Annotated in this window: 1 rRNA gene; it reads left to right on the top strand. The window is 52.2% G+C overall.

Annotated features, from left to right (window positions below):
* The first annotated feature begins 34 nt into the window (after positions 1 to 34).
* Positions 35 to 2,968 (top strand): 23S ribosomal RNA (locus tag ACQKL0_RS20065).
* Positions 2,969 to 2,974: the final 6 nt, after the last annotated feature.

Consider the following 2,974-nt stretch of genomic DNA (forward strand, 5'->3'; position numbering starts at 1 on the left):
ATTTTTTTCAAAGCATCAGTAAGATCTTTTTAACGGTTAAGTTAGAAAGGGCGCACGGTGGATGCCTTGGCACTAGGAGCCGATGAAGGACGGGACTAACACCGATATGCTTCGGGGAGCTGTAAGTAAGCTTTGATCCGGAGATTTCCGAATGGGGAAACCCACTGTTCGTAATGGAACAGTATCTCTACCTGAATACATAGGGTATTGAAGGCAGACCCGGGGAACTGAAACATCTAAGTACCCGGAGGAAGAGAAAGCAATAGCGATTTCCTGAGTAGCGGCGAGCGAAACGGAATGTAGCCCAAACCAAGAGGCTTGCCTCTTGGGGTTGTAGGACACTCAATATGGAGTTACAAAGGAACGGGGTAAATGAAGTGACCTGGAAAGGTCCGTCAAAGAAGGTAAAAACCCTGTAGTTGAAACTTCGTTCCCTCCTGAGTGGATCCTGAGTACGGCGGGACACGAGAAATCCCGTCGGAAGCAGGGAGGACCATCTCCCAAGGCTAAATACTACCTAGTGACCGATAGTGAACCAGTACCGTGAGGGAAAGGTGAAAAGCACCCCGGAAGGGGAGTGAAATAGATCCTGAAACCGTGTGCCTACAAGTAGTCAAAGCCCGTTAATGGGTAATGGCGTGCCTTTTGTAGAATGAACCGGCGAGTTACGATTTCATGCGAGGTTAAGTTGATAAGACGGAGCCGCAGCGAAAGCGAGTCTGAATAGGGCGAATGAGTATGAGGTCGTAGACCCGAAACCAGGTGATCTACCCATGTCCAGGGTGAAGTTCAGGTAACACTGAATGGAGGCCCGAACCCACGCACGTTGAAAAGTGCGGGGATGAGGTGTGGGTAGCGGAGAAATTCCAATCGAACCTGGAGATAGCTGGTTCTCTCCGAAATAGCTTTAGGGCTAGCCTCAAGATGAGAGTATTGGAGGTAGAGCACTGATTGGACTAGGGGCCCCCAACGGGTTACCGAATTCAGTCAAACTCCGAATGCCAAATACTTATTCTTGGGAGTCAGACTGCGAGTGATAAGATCCGTAGTCGAAAGGGAAACAGCCCAGACCACCAGCTAAGGTCCCAAAGTATACGTTAAGTGGAAAAGGATGTGGAGTTGCTTAGACAACCAGGATGTTGGCTCAGAAGCAGCCACCATTTAAAGAGTGCGTAATAGCTCACTGGTCGAGTGACTCCGCGCCGAAAATGTACCGGGGCTAAACGTATCACCGAAGCTGTGGATTGACACCGTATGGTGTCGATGGTAGGAGAGCGTTCTAAGGGCGTTGAAGTCAGACCGTAAGGACTGGTGGAGCGCTTAGAAGTGAGAATGCCGGTATGAGTAGCGAAAGAAGGGTGAGAATCCCTTCCACCGAATGCCTAAGGTTTCCTGAGGAAGGCTCGTCCGCTCAGGGTTAGTCGGGACCTAAGCCGAGGCCGAAAGGCGTAGGCGATGGACAACAGGTTGATATTCCTGTACCACCTATACATCGTTTGAACGATGGGGGGACGCAGAAGGATAGGGTAAGCGCGCTGTTGGATATGCGCGTCCAAGCAGTTAGGCCGGAAACGAGGCAAATCCCGTTTCCATTAAGGCGGAGCTGTGATGGCGAGGGAAATATAGTACCGAAGTTCCTGATTCCACACTGCCAAGAAAAGCCTCTAGTGAGATGTAAGGTGCCCGTACCGCAAACCGACACAGGTAGGCGAGGAGAGAATCCTAAGGTGTGCGAGAGAACTCTCGTTAAGGAACTCGGCAAAATGACCCCGTAACTTCGGGAGAAGGGGTGCTTTTTAGGGTGAATAGCCCAGAAAAGCCGCAGTGAATAGGCCCAGGCGACTGTTTAGCAAAAACACAGGTCTCTGCGAAGCCGCAAGGCGAAGTATAGGGGCTGACACCTGCCCGGTGCTGGAAGGTTAAGGGGAGAGGTTAGCGCAAGCGAAGCTTTGAACCGAAGCCCCAGTAAACGGCGGCCGTAACTATAACGGTCCTAAGGTAGCGAAATTCCTTGTCGGGTAAGTTCCGACCCGCACGAAAGGTGTAACGATCTGGGCACTGTCTCAACGAGAGACTCGGTGAAATTATAGTACCTGTGAAGATGCAGGTTACCCGCGACAGGACGGAAAGACCCCGTGGAGCTTTACTGCAGCCTGATATTGAATTTTGTTACAGCTTGTACAGGATAGGTAGGAGCCTGAGAAGCCGGAGCGCTAGCTTCGGTGGAGGCGTTGGTGGGATACTACCCTGGCTGTATTGAAATTCTAACCCGCGCCCCTTATCGGGGTGGGAGACAGTGTCAGGTGGGCAGTTTGACTGGGGCGGTCGCCTCCTAAAGAGTAACGGAGGCGCCCAAAGGTTCCCTCAGAATGGTTGGAAATCATTCGCAGAGTGTAAAGGCACAAGGGAGCTTGACTGCGAGACCTACAAGTCGAGCAGGGACGAAAGTCGGGCTTAGTGATCCGGTGGTTCCGCATGGAAGGGCCATCGCTCAACGGATAAAAGCTACCCCGGGGATAACAGGCTTATCTCCCCCAAGAGTCCACATCGACGGGGAGGTTTGGCACCTCGATGTCGGCTCATCGCATCCTGGGGCTGTAGTCGGTCCCAAGGGTTGGGCTGTTCGCCCATTAAAGCGGTACGCGAGCTGGGTTCAGAACGTCGTGAGACAGTTCGGTCCCTATCCGTCGCGGGCGCAGGAAATTTGAGAGGAGCTGTCCTTAGTACGAGAGGACCGGGATGGACGCACCGCTGGTGTACCAGTTGTCTTGCCAAAGGCATAGCTGGGTAGCTACGTGCGGAAGGGATAAGTGCTGAAAGCATCTAAGCATGAAGCCCCCCTCAAGATGAGATTTCCCATGGCGCAAGCTAGTAAGATCCCTGAAAGATGATCAGGTTGATAGGTCAGAGGTGGAAGCGTGGCGACATGTGGAGCTGACTGATACTAATAGATCGAGGACTTAACCAACGCTTT

This window comes from Peribacillus sp. NPDC097264 (assembly GCF_050277925.1).
In the GTDB taxonomy this organism is placed as follows: Bacteria; Bacillota; Bacilli; order Bacillales; family DSM-1321; genus Peribacillus.